This is a genomic window from Bradyrhizobium sp. USDA 3364, assembly GCF_054056355.1.
Window position 1 is genome coordinate 674165 of record NZ_JBSRYG010000002.1, and the last position, 14076, is coordinate 688240.

Consider the following 14076-nt stretch of genomic DNA (forward strand, 5'->3'; position numbering starts at 1 on the left):
CGCAAAGCGGGCGTCTCGAAGGATGTAGGCCACAGATGGGCCTCATGGTTCGAGACGCGCTTCGCGCTCCTCACCATGAGGGGCTCATGACACAATACGACTGATATCTCACTAGCAATTATCAGGCTAGCAATTATCAGGCCACCCGCTTGATGGCATCGCCGAGGATCGAGACGATGTCGTCGATATGCGACTTCTCGACGATCAAGGGCGGCGACAACGCCAGCGAGTCGCCGCTCATGCGGAAGTAGAGGCCGCGATTGAAGCAATCGACCATGACGTCGTAGCCGCGCGTGCCGACGACACCGTCACGTGGCGACAGTTCGACCGCGCCCATCAGGCCGACATTGCGAATGTCGACGACGTTCGGCAGGCCCTTCAGCGAATGCAGGCCATCGCGCCAGTACTCGGCGAGCGAGGCGCCGCGGGTCAACAGGGCCTCGTCCTTGTAGATGTCGAGCGTGGCAAGACCCGCCGCGCAGGCTACCGGATGCGCCGAATAAGTGTAGCCGTGGAACAACTCCATGGCGTTGTCCGGGCCAACCATCAGCCCGTCATGGATCTGGCGGCTGGCGAACACCGCACCGCACGGCACGGTGCCGTTGGTGATGCCCTTGGCGGTCGTCATCATGTCCGGCGTGACGCCGAAGAAATTGGCGGCGAACGGCGCGCCGAGGCGGCCGAAGCCGGTGATGACCTCGTCGAAGATCAGGAGGATGCCGTGCTTGGTGCAGAGCTCGCGCAGCCGCTGCAGATAGCCCTTCGGCGGCGGCAGCACCGCGGTCGAACCCGGCACCGGCTCGACGATCACGGCCGCGATGGTGTCGGCGCCGTGCAGCGCCACCATCCGCTCGACATCGTCGGCGAGCTCGGCGCCGTGCTCCGGCTGGTCCTTGGCGAAAGCGTTGCGGGCGAGATCATGGGTATGGCGGATGTGGTCGACACCCGGCAGATGGTTCGCGAACTGGCGGCGGTTGGCGACCATGCCGCCGACCGACATGCCGCCGAAGCCGACGCCGTGATAGCCGCGCTCACGCCCGATCAGCCGGGTGCGGGTCGGCTGACCGGCGGCGCGGTGATAGGCCAGCGCGATCTTCAGCGCGGTGTCGACCGATTCAGAGCCCGAATTGGTGAAGAAGACGCGGTCCAGCCCCTTCGGCGCGATCTCGGCGAGCCGCTCGGCGAAATCGAACGCCATCGGATGGCCCATGTTGAAGGAGGGCGCGAAGTCCAGGGTCGAGAGCTGCCGCTCCACGGCGGCGGCGATCTGCGGACGGCTATGGCCGGCGTTGACACACCAGAGGCCGGCGGAGCCGTCGATCACCTGCCGGCCGTCGACCGAGGTGTAGTACATGCCCTTGGCGGAGGAGAACAGCCGCGGCGCCTTCTTGAACTGCCGGTTGGACGTGAAGGGCATCCAGAACGAATCGGTCTTGATGGTGTTCGGAATCTGATGAACGGTCACGGGCGGCGCTCCATTGTTGGTTAGGGTAGTCGGACCACTCTTCCCGGCACTCAACAAGTCCTTTTCTGCCGCACCGCAAGCCATTGATCTTGTTGAGGCAGTCTGCCAAGATTTGTTCGATCCGCAACACCTGCAACAGGGATTTTCCATGAGCGTCGACATCGGCGGTCGGCTTCGATTCATCCGCGCGCGGCACAAGCTGTCGCAGCGCGAGCTCGCCAAGCGGTCCGGGGTGACCAATTCGACGATTTCGCTGATCGAATCCAACCAGATGAACCCGTCCGTCGGCGCGCTGAAGCGGATCCTCGACGGCATCCCGATGGGGCTCGCGGAGTTCTTCGCGATCGAGCCGGAGCGGCCGCGCAAGGCGTTCTACCGCGCCGACGAGCTGACCGAGATCGGCAAGAAGCCGATCTCCTACCTCCAGGTCGGCGACAGCCTATTCGGGCGGGCGTTGCAGATCCTGAAAGAGCGCTACGAGCCCGGCAGCGACACCGGCCGGGTGCCGCTGGTACACGAGGGCGAGGAAGGCGGCATCGTGGTCTCGGGCCGGCTCGAGGTCACGGTCGACGACGAGCGGCGGGTGCTCAATGCCGGCGACGCCTATTACTTCGAAAGCCGCCGCCCGCACCGCTTCCGCTGCATCGGCGCCAAGCCGTGCGAGGTGATCTCGGCCTGCACGCCGCCGACATTTTGAACCGGCGGTGCGCGGCCGGCGACCCAAGCCGCAAGGGCCGCGTGGCGCGGCCTGCGGATTTTATCGATGCTCATTTCCCTGCGGTTTGCAGCCGCCGTTGCGGCCATTTCAGCACTCATACCCCAACCATCGCTGGCGCTGGACGATTACCTGCGCGCATCGAGCAGCGCGCCGACCGCGATCAAATTGTGCGGCGATGGCGGCGACGACCACATCAAGACTGCCGATTGCAGGAAGGCCGGTTACGACACGCTGGTGACCCGGATCGACAAGGCCTTTGACGTGGCGCTCGGCAAGATGCCGGCGAACGTCAAGCCGCTGCTGAAGCGCGACCAGGCCTGGTTCAACGAGATGATCCTCGACGCCGCCGATGTATTGTCCGAGTCCGACGCGGACGAACTGAAGCAGGGCTTTGCCGAGACCTTGTGGCGCCGCGCGGTCGCACTCGACGGCATCGCGGAGGCGGCAGGCCGCCCCGGCATCGCCGGAAAATGGACCAACGCATTCGGCAATATCACCCTGACCCCGGCCGACAACGGCGCCTACTGCCTCACCGCCGACCTGCGCGGTGACTATGGCGGCGACCGGCGGCGGAGCTGCAAGTTCGCGGCGAATCGGAAGCCGTCGGGCATTGTCTGGCTCTCCGGTCAGGTGCTGGCTGATGCCGGCAAGCCCGCCGACAAGACGACAACAGCCACAGCGTCCGAGCCCGCCAGGCCGCCGTCGCTGCAGCTCCGCCGCCAGGGCGAGAGCCTGCGCATCGTCGCGACCGTGCCCGACGACGAATGGGATGGCCTGACCGACTGCTCCTCAATGGAGCAAATCACCGGCAGCTATTTCGCCGCCGGCAAGGATGCGGCATCCGACAAAACGGACACCGCCTTCGTCGCGCCGACCTTCGACTGCACGAAACCCGAGACCGCGACCGACGAGGAAATCTGCGCCGATCCTGATCTCGCCGACAACGACCAGCGACTGAACCGCGCCTGGAAGGCGTTGCAGCCGCGGCTCGACGAGGCGACCCGGCGCGCACTGATCGACGACCAGCGCAACTGGGTGAAGAGCCAGACCGAGCAGTACCCGGAATTCCTGCATCCGGCCTGGAACAAGCAGAGCTCACAGGTCCACTTCACGGTCGATGCGCGCGATCACGTCAATGGATTGCAGCGCGAACGCCTGGCGCTGCTCGAAGGCTTTGACGACAAGCGCAGCGGGCTGGCCGGCGTCTGGCTCGCCTATAACGCCATCATCAAGGTCACCGCTGAGAAGGACGGCACGCTGAAGGCTGTCGGATGGAAGTGGGACCAGGGCGACTGGAAGGCCGGCTGCGACTACGAGATGACGGGCAAGATCACCGGCGGCGCGTTCCGCTCCGACGAGCAGCGCAAGAATCCCGACACGCTGGAGCGCGACCACGCCATGCTGATCGTCAACCGGCTGGACGACGCCTTTGCCAAGAAGCGCTACCGGAAGACGGACGGCGGCGAGGATGAGACCGCCGACGAGGCCAAATGCAAACGCCGGCTCGACAATTCCTCGACCGCGCGGCTGTTTCCGGCCCGTCCTTCGCCTGACATCGACAATTTCAAGGGCTCGATCCGCTGAGCGACACGTCGATTCTCCGCCACGCGTTGTTCGCAGCTTGCAGTCGAAACCCGCTTGGGGTGTCATCCGTAACAGCTGGTAGCCGAGATGGAGCCCCGCATGCGCGCGATCGCCCTCATCGCCGCCATCCTGTTCGCCCTCGCCTCGCCCGCTGCGGCCGACGACGTCGGCGCCGCACAGGACGTGATCCGCGCCCAGGAGCAGGCATTCGGCCGCGATGACGCCGCGGCGGCCTATTCCTACGCCGCCCCCGCGATCCGGCAGATCTTTCCGCAGGCCGATATCTTCATGTCGATGGTGCAGAACCAGTACGCGCCGGTCTATCGCCACCGGAGCTTTGAATTCGGCGACGCGCAGAGCGCGGGCGACCGGATCGCGCAGCGCGTCCACATCGTCGACGCCAATGGCGAGTCGTGGGAGGCGCTCTACACGCTGGAGCGGCAGGCCGACGGCAGTTTGAAGATCACCGGCTGCTCGCTGCTCAAGGCCGGCCAGGCGGTGTGAGCGCAGATCAGGCCAGTGCCAGCCGCTGCCGCGAGCGCATCAGGAGCAGCAGGATGATGCTGACATTGAGCAGGTTCCAGGCCAGGCCATTGGCGAAGGCCGCGGCATAGGAGCCGGTGGCGTCGAAGATCACGCCGGAGATCCAGCCGCCAAAGGACATGCCGAACACCGAGGCGAAGATCACGATGCCGATCCGGGTCGCCGCCTCCGAGGCCGGCATCGCCTCGCGCACGATGATGGCGTAGCTCGGCACGATGCCGCCCTGGAACAGGCCGAACATCGCCGAGATGACGTAGAGCGAGGTCAGGCTGTCGAAGAACAGATAGAACAAGAGCGCCGCGCCCTGCGCGATCGAGCCGATCAGGAGCGTGCGGATACCGCCGATCCTGTCGGCGAGGAAGCCGGAGCCGATCCGGCTGATGATGCCGAAGCCGAGCATCAGCGAGAGCATCTCGGCGCCGCGCGCCACGCCGTAGCCGAGATCGCCGCAATAGGCGACGATATGGACCTGCGGCATCGACATCGCCACGCAGCAGGCGATCGACGCCAGCGACAGGATCGCGGTCAGCGCGTTGGTGGAAAGCCTGAGGTCGACCCGCGGCGGCGCCGCGTTGACATGGCTGCGCCGGGTGGCCGCGCCCATCAACATCCGCAGCACCACAAGCGCGAGCGCCATCGCGATCGCGGTGAAGATGCCGATCGCAACGTGGGTGGTGCGCCAGCCGGCACTCTGCATGCCGAAATTGACCAGCGGCGGCCACACCGTGCCGCCGATGTAATTGCCGCTCGCGGCGATCGCGACCGCAAGTCCCCGGTAGCGCTCGAACCAGTGCGACGCCTCCGCCATCAGCGGGCCGAAGGTCGCGGCCGACGACAGGCCGATGGCGAAATGCAGCAGGATGAAGGCCCAGATCGACGGCGCGTAGCCTGCGCCGATATAGCCGAGGCCGAGGATGCCGATCCCGGCGCCGATCGCGGTGACGATGCCGTAGCGATCGCTGATCTTGCCGGTTACGACCTGGCCGATGCCGAATCCGAGCATCACCATGGTGAAGGCGAGCGAGGCCGTGCCGCGGGTCGCGCCGAAGTCGGTCTGCACCACCGGCAACGCCACCACGACGGACCACATGCCGACGCTGCCGAGAGAGCCGATCACCACGGCCACGGCAAGGCGCAGCCACGCCCGGCGCGAGTCGGGAATGAACGTTGCGACTTCAGGGGAAAATTCAGAAGAAATTGCCACGGCAGGCGGAACTTCGTCGGCAATCGGCTCAAGGTCAAGCCACATTGCCGAGAGATTAGGCATGCAGCAGCGAGGGAACGCACCGTTGTCACGGGCGCGTGAGGCATCTCAATTGCCGAAGTTCGGATCCTGCGACTGGAACGGGCCGCACTTCGCGTGCTTGGCGAACCGCTGGTCGAAGTCCACCGTGCCGCCTGCGGCGGGAATACGGGTCGGCGGCAGGCCGCGCAGGTACTGATCGACGGTCACCGTCCTCTCGTCGGTGCTCAGGGTGACACGCACCGGCTCGAGCGGCTTGCCCTTGTTCACGTCAGTCAGGTCGAGCGTGTAGTAGCCGATCACCGATTGTCCGCCCTTCATATGGCGATCGACCGATAGCGGCAGATAGACCTCCATCCGCACGCCCTCGCCGTCGCAAGCGATCATGCGGATCATCGCGGCATCGGCGCCGGGCGGCTTTGCGGCCGCGACGGTCGCAACGCAAATGGAGATGACCGCGACCAGGCCGCGCCACACGAACGCATATCCGTCGATCACTCCAATGGTGCGGCGCATCGGTTCTGGCATCCCTGACCACGTTCACGCAGCATTTGGTCGAACGCGGAGCCCGGCAAGTTCAACCTGCGGCCGGCTCCCGGCGAACGCGGGAATACCGGCCGTTGAAACGTGATCCATGCTGAGGAGGAAAAACGATACAATGCGAGCCGGTTCACACTGGCACGTCGCCGACCGGACCTATCATCCCGCCGGATGGCGCACAGCTCGCAAAGGATCGAAGCGCACACTGCGGAGGATCATCATGCATTCGTCGTCAGCAATGTGGTTACCGGTTGCAACCGCGCCGTCGGGCCGGGAAGTCGAGGTCTGTGTTATCGACTATGATGGCATGGTCCACGCGCTGATGTTCCCGTGCCACCGGGACGGCGCCGAATGGGTCGATCACGCCACCAGCAGGCACCTCGATATCCAGCCGACGCATTGGCGCAACTGGATGCCGTCCGCCAACTAGCGCCGTCAGGATCGGTCCGAGGCAGCCGACGCCGTTCTCGCGCCGATGCACATATTGAGCTAGGATGGCCACGCGGGTTCAGGGTGAGCCAGGAGGCTCGTCATGGAATCACACGTGATCCCGTTCGAAAATCGCTGGACCAACGGCAAGCATGCCTGGGAGTGGCATTGCGAGCTCGAGCGGCTGGGCGTGCCGGTCGTTCGGACGATGTATTGCGAGCATGAAACGCACCGTCGCAACAAGTCGACAGTGGTGTTCGACATCCCTGCGGGCTTTGTCCACGACTGGTTGGCGTTCCACGACCGGCGCGCCGCCCGGCAGCAATTGTTGTGGCGGGCCAGCGTCATCACGCTCGGCCTCATCGCCGCATCGGGCGCCGTGCTCGGTGTGCTGAGATAGGGGCCGCGACCCCGCCCCCGGAACGGCCGGACGGTCCGTCCTCGCCCTTTCCGGCCCGGAATTGCCCTGCCCGGACGCTTGCGACGTCCGGCGCGCCCTTCCGACAGCACATATTAACCCTTTGCTAACCATACACCCGGCAAGAATTGCCGAGTGAAGTCGAGTGTCGTCGAACGCGTCTAACGGGCGGAGATCCCCGTGAACGCCAGCGCGGTGCCTCACTTTCGGAACGGCGGCCCTACGGCCGTCGCGCAGACGCTTGGCGGCCGCAGCCGCCAGTCGCGGGGGAGAGCGGCTACCATGGTCGACGTCACGGCGGGTCAGGGCACGGCGGGCAAGAGCGGATTGCCGAGCCTCGGCGAGATCGCCGATGTTTTGAAGCGCGGCGATATCGCGCTGGCAATCGGCGTTCTCACCATCCTGGTGGTGCTGATCCTGCCGCTGCCCTCAATCGTGCTCGACCTCTTTCTGGCGGTCTCGATCACGGTCTCGATCCTGATCCTGATGACCTCGCTGTTCATCCAGGCGCCGCTGGAATTCTCGTCGTTCCCGACCATCCTCCTGATCTCGACCATGCTGCGACTGTCGCTGAACATGGCCTCGACCCGGCTGATCCTGAGCCATGGTCACGAGGGCACGGCCGCCGCCGGCCACGTCATCGAGGCGTTCGGCAACTTCGTGATGGGCGGCAATTTCGTGATCGGCATCATCGTGTTCGCGATCCTGGTGATCGTGAACTTCGTAGTCATCACCAAGGGTTCGGGCCGCATCGCCGAAGTCGCTGCGCGCTTCCAACTGGATTCGATGCCCGGCAAGCAGATGGCGATCGACGCCGACCTGTCGGCCGGTCTGATCGACGAGAAGGCTGCCAAGGAGCGCCGCAAAGCGCTGGAAGACGAAAGCGGCTTCTTCGGCGCCATGGACGGTGCCTCGAAATTCGTCCGCGGCGACGCCATCGCCGGCCTCCTGATCGTCGGCATCAACATCGTCGGCGGCATCATCATCGGCGTCGCCCAGCAAGGCCTCTCCTTCGGCGAAGCCGCCCGCACCTACACCGTGCTGACGGTCGGCGACGGCCTCGTCACCCAGGTGCCCGCGCTGATCGTCTCGACCGCCGCCGGCCTGCTGGTCTCCAAGGCCGGCATCACCGGCGCCGCCGACAAGGCGCTGATGCGCCAGCTGTCCGGCTATCCGCAGGCGCTCGGCATGTCGGCCGGCGTCATGCTGGTGCTGGCGCTGCTGCCGGGCATTCCGACGCTGCCGTTCCTGGCGCTCGGCTCCGGCGCCGCGGCGCTGGCCTGGAGCGCGCGCAAGCAGAAGCGGGCAGCGAAGGCGGCCGAAACGGCGGCAGCCGCCGCCCCTGCCGCAGCCGCGGCCGCCGCTGCTGCCGCCGCGGAGGAGCCGATCGCCGCTGCGCTGAAGATCGACGACCTCAAGATCGAGCTCGGCTACGCACTGCTGCCGCTGGTCAACGGACCTGACGGCACCGACCGCCTCACCGAGCAGATCAAGGCGCTGCGCCGCTCGCTCGCGATCGAGATGGGGTTTGTGATGCCGGCGGTGCGCATCCTCGACAACGTCCAGCTCGAGGCCAACAGCTACGTCATCAAGATCAAGGAAGTCGACGCCGGCACCGGCAAGATCTGGCCGAGCCAGTTCATGGTCATGGACCCCGCCGGCAACCAAGTGCAACTGCCCGGCATCCACACCATCGAGCCGACCTTCGGCCTGCCCGCGACCTGGGTCGATGCCGGCTTGAAGGAAGAGGCCGCGCTGAAGGGCTACACCGTGGTTGATGCCGCCACCGTGCTGTCGACCCATCTGACCGAGCTGCTCAAGACCAACATGGCGGACTTGCTGTCCTACGGCGAAGTGCAGAAGCTCCTGAAGGACCTGCCGAAGGAGCAAGGCGAGCTGATCAAGGACATCGTGCCGAGCCAGGTCACGGTGTCGGGCATCCAGCGCGTGCTGCAATTGCTGCTCGCCGAGCGCATCTCGATCCGCGATCTCTCGACCATCCTGGAGGGCATCGCCGATGCGCTGGCGTTCTCGCGCAACCCGGCCACCATGGTCGAGCACGTCCGTGCCCGGCTGGCGCGGCAGATCTGCGCCCAGAACACCTCGCCGAACGGCTACCTGCCGCTGATCGCGCTGTCGGCGCGCTGGGAGCAGGCCTTTGCCGAGTCGATCGTCGGCAACGGCGACGACCGCAGCCTGGCGATGCAGCCCTCGAAACTCTCGGAATTCATGACCGCCGTGCGCAACGGCTTCGAGCAGGCGGCGCGCGAAGGCGAGGCGCCGGTGCTGGTGACGTCGGCCGCGATCCGGCCGTTCGTTCGCTCACTGGTGGAACGGTTCCGTTCGCAAACGACCGTTTTGTCGCAGGCCGAGATCCATCCGAGGGCCCGGCTGAAGACGGTCGGCAGCGTCTAGCGGCCGCAAATCACTTGCATTTTCGCCTGTGTTTTCTCGCCACAGGCAACTGATTTATGTGGAACAAGCCCGGAACGGCCCTATCCGGGATGCAGCGCTCCAATCCCAGATCAAAGCACTGATATTACTTAGTTTTAGTAGGGTTCCAGGTTACAAAAGGGTCATTTTTGATCGCGGCCGATCACGTCTCATCACGGCCTTGTGATGACCCCTACGGAACGGAATCGACAAATCCTACGTTAGCGAGGCACGAGACGTTGAACCGGGCAACAGAGCAAACCGACAGATTGACAGAGAGCAGGAAGGCGGCAGGAGACTTCCATGAACCACTCGATCTACAGCGCCGATCGGACGACGCACCTGAAGATTGTGGTCGTGGCCTTGGTCGCCGGTATCCTGGTCGCTGGTTTCGGCATCTCGGCGCACAATTCGTCGGGCGACGGCTTTACCCAGACCGTGCGCATCGAAAAGGCCGGCAAGCCGGTCGCGATCACCAGCTCAAACAACTCGCTGGTCCGCTAACAGGAGAGTTTCACGGAATTCACGTGGTGTTCTTTACAGCCCCCCAAAGTCGCTACGTGGATATTTAAGACCCCCAACTACCCCCAAGTTGACTATCGAAAACGCCCGCTCCCCACGGGCGTTTTCTTTTTTTGTGCGAGTGACTGAGCCAAGTCACTTACTTTGAAGCGCGCAAACTCCATCCACGTCATTGCGAGCGAAGCGAAGCAATCCATTGTCACCGGGCACGCGGAACGATGGATTGCGTCGCTGCGCTCGCAATGACGGAGCTATCACTGCCGACAGTCTCTCACGATGAGGTGCGGTCGCTATCGTGACGCAGGCGGCACGGTCTCGATCAACTTGCCGGTGAAGATCGGCGCCGCCGACGGCTGGCCGGTCGGCGAGCCGCCGGCCTGCTCGACGGTCACGGCGTATGTCGCGCCGTTGATCACATCGGGGTCGTAGCCCGACAGCACCGGACGCGCGGTGAAATCATCGGCACCGATCACGCCGAGCGAGCGCGGCTGCGGCAGCTTGTCGGAGATCAGCCAGAGCTCAAAGCTCTTGCCGGGCTCGGACGCGGCCTCGACCTTGCGGACGGTGAAATTCTTGGTCGCACCGTCGATGGTCATGATGAAGGCCGGCCCGCCATTCGGCCCCTGCAGCAGCGCGACATATTGCGCCGACGGCGTCAAGGCCGGCGCCGGCGTCTTCACTTCGACGGTCTGGATGCGCGGCTTCGGCCGGATCGCATCCGGCAATGCGTCGGGCTTGTAGATCTGCAGGCCGAGCGTCGCCAGCAGCGCGGCCGCGATCGCGGTCGCCGCCGATGCGACGCCGCGCCAGCGCTTCACGCGGCTCGTGAGCGCGACTACCTGGCTGTCGTCGATGCCAAAGCGTGCCCGGACCGACGCGCGCCGGGCCTCGGCCGACTGCGGGCCCTGTGGTGGCAGCGAAGGCTCCGGATCGAACGCCGAGCCGAATTCAACATCGTCTGCGATCGGCGTCGGTGGTGGCGGCGTCACCGTCGCGGCCGGCGTCTCGGGCAGCACCAGCGGCGCCTGCGGCGCGCCGGCATGGCCGACCGCCGCCTTGATGTTCTCCCAGACCACCGGACGCGGCTCGACCAGGCCGACCATCTGGTTCAGCGGCCCGAGCCTGAACTCCCAGGCCTGCACGAGCGCGGCGAATTCGGTGTCGACGGCCATCATGGTCTCGACCTGCGCGCGCTCGTCGGCATCGAGTGTACCGAGCGCATATTCCGCGGCGAGCGCGATATGGTCTTCGCTATAGGCCATCAATCAGAGTCCAAGACACTCTCGGATATCCATCAGGCTGCGGCGCAGCCAGGTCTTCACCGTGTTCACCGGCGTCTCGAACTTTGCGGCAAGCTGTTCGCGGCTCCAGCCGTTGTAATAGGCGAGCAGCACGAGCTTCTGACGATCCGGCTCCAGACGACCGACGCACTCCAGCAACCGCTTCAACTCTTCCGTCATTTCCCGTCGCGCCAGTGGATCGGGCTGGTCGGCGGCGACTTCCATCGCGGCCGGCTCTTCTTCAAGCGAGGTCTCGCCGCGCTTGCGCACCACGTCGATGGCGCGGTTGCGCGCGATCGACGTCATCCACGTGATCGGGGACGACAGGGCTGGGTTGAACTGCCCGGCGCTGTTCCAGATCTTGACGTAAGCCTCCTGAATGACCTCCTCGGCGAGGTCCTGTCGCCGCAAGATACGGACCACGACGCCAAAGAGTTTCGCCCGGGTCGCGGCGTACAGCCGCTCGAAGGCGGCCTCGTCCCCCTTGGCGACGGCGGCGATCAGCCAGACCAGCTCAGCCGGCGTCAGCATTTTGCGCCCTCCAAGCCTGCATCCCCCATCATTGCCACTGTGCCGCCGATCTTCGTCTGGACCGGTGGTAGCATATTTTGGGCCAGCACGATCCGCCAAGGGGCCTGCCAAGCGGCCGGCTGTGGACAGCGCCCAGCAAAAAGCCCGGGCGACCGGCCCGGGCTCTCAATCTGGTCAGCGGAGGGAGCGAGATATCAGGCGATGACGCCGAGACGGGCTCGCATCAGCCCGATCGAATCCATGTCGGCCTGCTCGCGAGCGCTCTCCTCCGCGCGTTCGCGCGCCTGGTCGCGCTCGTCGAGCAGCTCGACCTTCTTCAGCTCCTCGAAGGCCTCCGACAGCAGCGCCTTGGCGTCGTCGAGCTGGGCGCGCAGTTCGTCGGCCGAGCGGGTCAGGTTCTCGCGGCGCTGGATCGCGGCCTTGGCATAGGTGGGATAGGCGAAGTGCGTGGGATCGTTGATCCCGGCGCGCTCCTGCTCGGTCTGGATCTCGCGCTCGAGTTCGACGGACATGCGCTGGAAGTCGGCGATCATGCCTTCGATCTGGGTAACCCGACGGCGCTTTTCATCAACCTGAAATTTCTTCAGGCGGATCAGCGTTTCACGTGACTTCATCGACTCATACTCCCCAGAAGTCCCAAATCTGAACGCGGGACAGAGCCGGCTCCCCGCTGGGCCCCGCCGGCATAGCTACGGTCTGCCGGAGATGATGGCCTGACAAAGTTAGCGTTCCGTTTCCAAACCCGACAGGATTTGAGCGAGCTGCCGGTAGCCATCGCCCAGGCTGGTGGCCTCGTCCTTGGCCTGGCGCAGGAAACTCTCCAGCGGCTCGTGCAGCCGGATCGCCTCGTCGACCTCGGGACTGGAACCCGGCCGGTAGGCGCCGAGCCGGATCAGTTCCTCCATGTCGGCATAGGTGGCCATCACCTGCCGTGCCTTGTTGATGAAGGGCAGGAAGTCGGGGTCGGCCGATCGCGGCATGGTGCGCGAGACCGACTTCAGGATGTTGACCGCGGGATAGCGGCCGCGCTCGGCGATCGCCCGCTGCATCACGATATGGCCGTCGAGGATGCCGCGCACCGCGTCCGCGATCGGCTCATTGTGATCGTCGCCGTCGACCAGCACCGTGAAGATCGCGGTGATGGTGCCGTCGCCGGTACCCGGCCCTGCCCGCTCCAGGAGCTTCGGCAGTTCGGTGAACACGGTCGGCGTATAGCCCTTGGCGGTCGGCGGCTCGCCCGCCGACAGGCCGATCTCGCGCTGTGCCATCGCAAAGCGCGTCACCGAGTCCATCAGGCACAGCACGTCCTGCTCCTCGTCGCGGAAGTACTCCGCGATGGCCAGCGTGAGGTACGCCGCCTGGCGCCGCATCAGCGCCGGCTCGTCTGACGTCGCGACCACCACGACCGAGCGCGCCAACCCCTCCTCGCCGAGATCCTCCTGGAGGAATTCCTGCACCTCGCGGCCGCGTTCGCCGATCAGCCCGATCACCGAGATCGCGGCATCGACGTTGCGCGCCAGCATCGACAGCAGCACCGACTTGCCGACGCCGGAGCCGGCGAAGATGCCGAGCCGCTGGCCGCGGCAGCAGGTTAAGAAGGTATTGAGGCCGCGCACGCCGAGATCGAGCGGCGGACCGACCCGCTTGCGCGAATGCGCCGGCGGCGGCGAGTTGCGGTAGGACATCGGCGACGCGCCCTGCTGCAACGGGCCCTTGCCGTCGATCGGTTCGCCCATCGCGTTGACGACGCGGCCGAGCCATGCCGGCGACGGCCGCACTTGGCTCGCCGCGTTGGCGATGACGGCGCGGCAGCCGCGCCTGACGCCTTCGAGTCCACCGAACGGCATCACCACTGCGTTCTCACCGGAGAAGCCGATCACCTCGGCGGGGATGAAACGGCCAGCACCGACATCGATCACGATGCGGGCGCCGACCGACATCGCGTGAATGGGCCCTGCGATCTCGACCATCAGTCCGCGGACGCCGACAACGCGGCCATAAATATTGACGCCGTCGATGTCGCCGATCTGCTCCGCGAGCGCCTTCATTGCGAAAACCTTAAGTTTCCACGATTTTGCTCCGGCCGCTTAACTTCGTGTTTACCCGCATCATTAATCATTGCGTCACTGTCTTTGGTGACTGAGGTCGCTTGCCCATCAGAAGAAGGGCGAGTCGCGAGAGTCGGTTAGGCCCGCCTCTTAATGTGGAACTTGAACGAGCGCGGATAGGAAAAGCTTCTTCTACGCAATATCTTAGGGCGATTCGACAAAAATTGCACGGTTAGAGCTTGCGCGGAGGAATCAGTTTTTGTTAACCATAGCTTGTCAGGATCCGAATCAGTTGTTCAAAGGCGTTTTGTGAGTGCCGCAA

Annotated in this window: 14 protein-coding genes; 7 read left to right on the plus strand and 7 right to left on the minus strand. The window is 65.1% G+C overall.

The genetic code is table 11. The annotated features are described in order from the left end of the window. Positions 1-136: 136 nt before the first annotated feature. Positions 137-1465 carry an aminotransferase class III-fold pyridoxal phosphate-dependent enzyme gene (locus ACVILL_RS03430; protein WP_456727862.1) on the minus strand — a complete coding sequence of 443 codons (1329 nt, stop codon included), beginning with the start codon at positions 1463-1465 and terminating at the stop codon, positions 137-139. 148 nt (positions 1466-1613) lie between these two features. Between ACVILL_RS03430 and ACVILL_RS03435 the strand changes: the two genes are divergently transcribed. The 3 genes from ACVILL_RS03435 to ACVILL_RS03445 all read left to right on the plus strand — a co-directional run bounded on the left by ACVILL_RS03435 (position 1614) and on the right by ACVILL_RS03445 (position 4271). Continuing rightward, positions 1614-2162, plus strand: a complete 549-nt coding sequence (locus tag ACVILL_RS03435; protein ID WP_456727863.1) for a cupin domain-containing protein — start codon at positions 1614-1616, stop codon at positions 2160-2162. 66 nt (positions 2163-2228) lie between these two features. Beyond that, complete coding sequence (locus ACVILL_RS03440; RefSeq protein WP_456727864.1) at positions 2229-3767, plus strand: lysozyme inhibitor LprI family protein; 1539 nt, start codon at positions 2229-2231, stop codon at positions 3765-3767. A 99-nt stretch (positions 3768-3866) separates the two neighbouring features. Continuing rightward, the gene (locus tag ACVILL_RS03445) at positions 3867-4271 is read left to right on the plus strand and encodes a DUF4864 domain-containing protein (RefSeq protein WP_456727865.1); all 405 of its coding nucleotides are present in this window, start codon (positions 3867-3869) and stop codon (positions 4269-4271) included. Positions 4272-4278: 7 nt separating this feature from the next. On the opposite strand, the gene ACVILL_RS03450 is transcribed toward ACVILL_RS03445, so the two are convergent. After that, entirely contained in the window at positions 4279-5514 is a 1236-nt protein-coding gene (locus ACVILL_RS03450; RefSeq protein WP_456727866.1) for an MFS transporter, read from the minus strand. Between the two features lie 108 nt (positions 5515-5622). After that, a complete protein-coding gene (locus ACVILL_RS03455) occupies positions 5623-6069 on the minus strand; it encodes a hypothetical protein (RefSeq protein ID WP_456727867.1) in 447 nt (148 codons plus the stop codon). Positions 6070-6313: 244 nt separating this feature from the next. Between ACVILL_RS03455 and ACVILL_RS03460 the strand changes: the two genes are divergently transcribed. The 4 genes from ACVILL_RS03460 to ACVILL_RS03475 all read left to right on the plus strand — a co-directional run bounded on the left by ACVILL_RS03460 (position 6314) and on the right by ACVILL_RS03475 (position 9877). After that, entirely contained in the window at positions 6314-6523 is a 210-nt protein-coding gene (locus ACVILL_RS03460) for a hypothetical protein (RefSeq protein WP_456727868.1), read from the plus strand. A 102-nt stretch (positions 6524-6625) separates the two neighbouring features. After that, positions 6626-6922, plus strand: coding sequence for a hypothetical protein (locus tag ACVILL_RS03465; protein ID WP_456727869.1), 297 nt, complete (start codon positions 6626-6628; stop codon positions 6920-6922). A 300-nt stretch (positions 6923-7222) separates the two neighbouring features. Continuing rightward, positions 7223-9355 carry a flagellar biosynthesis protein FlhA gene (gene flhA / locus ACVILL_RS03470; protein WP_456727870.1) on the plus strand — a complete coding sequence of 711 codons (2133 nt, stop codon included), beginning with the start codon at positions 7223-7225 and terminating at the stop codon, positions 9353-9355. A gap of 321 nt (positions 9356-9676) precedes the next feature. Beyond that, on the plus strand, positions 9677-9877 hold the full coding sequence (locus ACVILL_RS03475) for a hypothetical protein (protein ID WP_456727871.1): 201 nt from the start codon (positions 9677-9679) through the stop codon (positions 9875-9877). Between the two features lie 308 nt (positions 9878-10185). Here ACVILL_RS03475 and ACVILL_RS03480 read toward each other — a convergent pair whose 3' ends face one another. From ACVILL_RS03480 to fliI, 4 genes are all read right to left on the minus strand, one after another. Continuing rightward, a complete protein-coding gene (locus tag ACVILL_RS03480) occupies positions 10186-11157 on the minus strand; it encodes an anti-sigma factor (protein ID WP_456727872.1) in 972 nt (323 codons plus the stop codon). A 3-nt stretch (positions 11158-11160) separates the two neighbouring features. Continuing rightward, complete coding sequence (locus ACVILL_RS03485; RefSeq protein ID WP_456727873.1) at positions 11161-11706, minus strand: sigma-70 family RNA polymerase sigma factor; 546 nt, start codon at positions 11704-11706, stop codon at positions 11161-11163. A gap of 194 nt (positions 11707-11900) precedes the next feature. After that, on the minus strand, positions 11901-12320 hold the full coding sequence (gene fliJ, locus ACVILL_RS03490; RefSeq protein ID WP_016848565.1) for a flagellar export protein FliJ: 420 nt from the start codon (positions 12318-12320) through the stop codon (positions 11901-11903). Positions 12321-12428: 108 nt separating this feature from the next. Further along, complete coding sequence (gene fliI, locus ACVILL_RS03495) at positions 12429-13754, minus strand: flagellar protein export ATPase FliI (protein ID WP_456727874.1); 1326 nt, start codon at positions 13752-13754, stop codon at positions 12429-12431. Between the last annotated feature and the right edge of the window lie 322 nt (positions 13755-14076).

What these genes read in the sequence shown, in the direction of transcription:
- ACVILL_RS03445 (WP_456727865.1), top strand. Translation starts at nt 3,867, where the DNA reads ATGCGCGCGATCGCCCTCATCGCCGCCATCCTGTTCGCCCTCGCCTCG.
- ACVILL_RS03480 (WP_456727872.1), bottom strand. Translation starts at nt 11,157, where the DNA reads ATGGCCTATAGCGAAGACCATATCGCGCTCGCCGCGGAATATGCGCTC.
- fliJ (WP_016848565.1), bottom strand. Translation starts at nt 12,320, where the DNA reads ATGAAGTCACGTGAAACGCTGATCCGCCTGAAGAAATTTCAGGTTGAT.
- flhA (WP_456727870.1), top strand. Translation starts at nt 7,223, where the DNA reads ATGGTCGACGTCACGGCGGGTCAGGGCACGGCGGGCAAGAGCGGATTG.
- ACVILL_RS03485 (WP_456727873.1), bottom strand. Translation starts at nt 11,706, where the DNA reads ATGCTGACGCCGGCTGAGCTGGTCTGGCTGATCGCCGCCGTCGCCAAG.
- ACVILL_RS03460 (WP_456727868.1), top strand. Translation starts at nt 6,314, where the DNA reads ATGCATTCGTCGTCAGCAATGTGGTTACCGGTTGCAACCGCGCCGTCG.
- ACVILL_RS03440 (WP_456727864.1), top strand. Translation starts at nt 2,229, where the DNA reads ATGCTCATTTCCCTGCGGTTTGCAGCCGCCGTTGCGGCCATTTCAGCA.
- ACVILL_RS03465 (WP_456727869.1), top strand. Translation starts at nt 6,626, where the DNA reads ATGGAATCACACGTGATCCCGTTCGAAAATCGCTGGACCAACGGCAAG.
- ACVILL_RS03435 (WP_456727863.1), top strand. Translation starts at nt 1,614, where the DNA reads ATGAGCGTCGACATCGGCGGTCGGCTTCGATTCATCCGCGCGCGGCAC.
- fliI (WP_456727874.1), bottom strand. Translation starts at nt 13,754, where the DNA reads ATGAAGGCGCTCGCGGAGCAGATCGGCGACATCGACGGCGTCAATATT.
- ACVILL_RS03455 (WP_456727867.1), bottom strand. Translation starts at nt 6,069, where the DNA reads ATGCGCCGCACCATTGGAGTGATCGACGGATATGCGTTCGTGTGGCGC.
- ACVILL_RS03475 (WP_456727871.1), top strand. Translation starts at nt 9,677, where the DNA reads ATGAACCACTCGATCTACAGCGCCGATCGGACGACGCACCTGAAGATT.